Consider the following 1,170-nt stretch of genomic DNA (forward strand, 5'->3'; position numbering starts at 1 on the left):
TCAATATAATCTACAATGTGGGCTATTACCAAATGTACAGGTAATAGCTCTTTTTCTATGCTTAGAAAGAGGTAATTTTATGACGGATGATCAACAAGAGCAATTTAGTAACTTTGAAGAGGTAATCAGAAAAATGGAAGAAAACAGGGAGGATAAAGAATACTTTGAAGTATCTGTAGTTGAAACCAGACTACATAGTAAAAGAGGAAGAAGGTATCAAGTTGAAAGATTTTCTACGCCAGAAAAAGCTGCAATATTAGGAAAAAAGCTTTTGCCAAGATACCTAGATCGAGAATGTGTATATGTTGTTGGCTTAACAACAAAAATGGAACCTATAAGTATTCAATTAATGTCGATAGGAAGTATGAATTCAGCTAATTTAGATTCAGCAAGGATATTAACACATCTATTGATTTCTGGAGCTCAATCCTTTGTAATATACCATAATCATATTAGTGGAGATACAACACCAAGTAATGAAGATATAGTGTCTACTAAGAGAATCCGAGATGCAGCAAATCTAGTTGGACTGAATTTGGCTGACCACATAATTATTGGTGAAGGGTTTTGTTCTATGAAAGAGAAAGGTTATATTTAATTGTAACTGTAACCATTATGTACTACATTATTTGAGTATAGTAGATATGATTGAAGAGTTCTATATCCGAAGCTAATGTTTATTAATATAAAGTAATATAGATAAATAATAATAAAGGAGATTAAGTAAATGATCTACATTCTAGGTAACCAGTTCTTTAAATCTGCAATGAAAATTGATGAAGTTGTTCCAGAGGTGGTTAGTGAAGCTATTAATAAAACGTTATACATTTATGAGAATAATTACAATTGTAATAGTATTCCCTTCCAGTCAGGAGGTTACTGCTCTGTTATTATAAGTCATGATAAGAAGTTGTATCATGACTTTTTAAATATGTACAATATCAGCCCTGGGTTAGCAGAGTTTAGAGAGATTATATGTGAACAAGAGGACTGTTGTTGGTATCAGGAATATTACCAATTATCAACAGAATATGGAATTAGTGTGTTTTTCTATGAACAGAAGGGGGTGAGTGTATAATTTTTGAAAAAGAAAAATACATGACAAGATAAATCTTAATATAGAAAAAAGAGGTGGATTATGATAAGAAAGATATACTGAAGTATAGACAA

At 30.9% G+C, this 1,170-nt stretch carries 2 protein-coding genes; both read left to right on the forward strand.

The features are described from left to right. Positions 1-598: JAB domain-containing protein (locus tag ACW2QF_RS13375; protein WP_455716507.1), on the forward strand; the 598-nt coding region annotated here is incomplete at its 5' end. Positions 599-727: 129 nt separating this feature from the next. Continuing rightward, entirely contained in the window at positions 728-1,078 is a 351-nt protein-coding gene (locus tag ACW2QF_RS13380) for a hypothetical protein (RefSeq protein WP_455716508.1), read from the forward strand. Positions 1,079-1,170: the final 92 nt, after the last annotated feature.

The sequence above is a fragment of the Anaerosporobacter sp. genome, assembly GCF_965301125.1.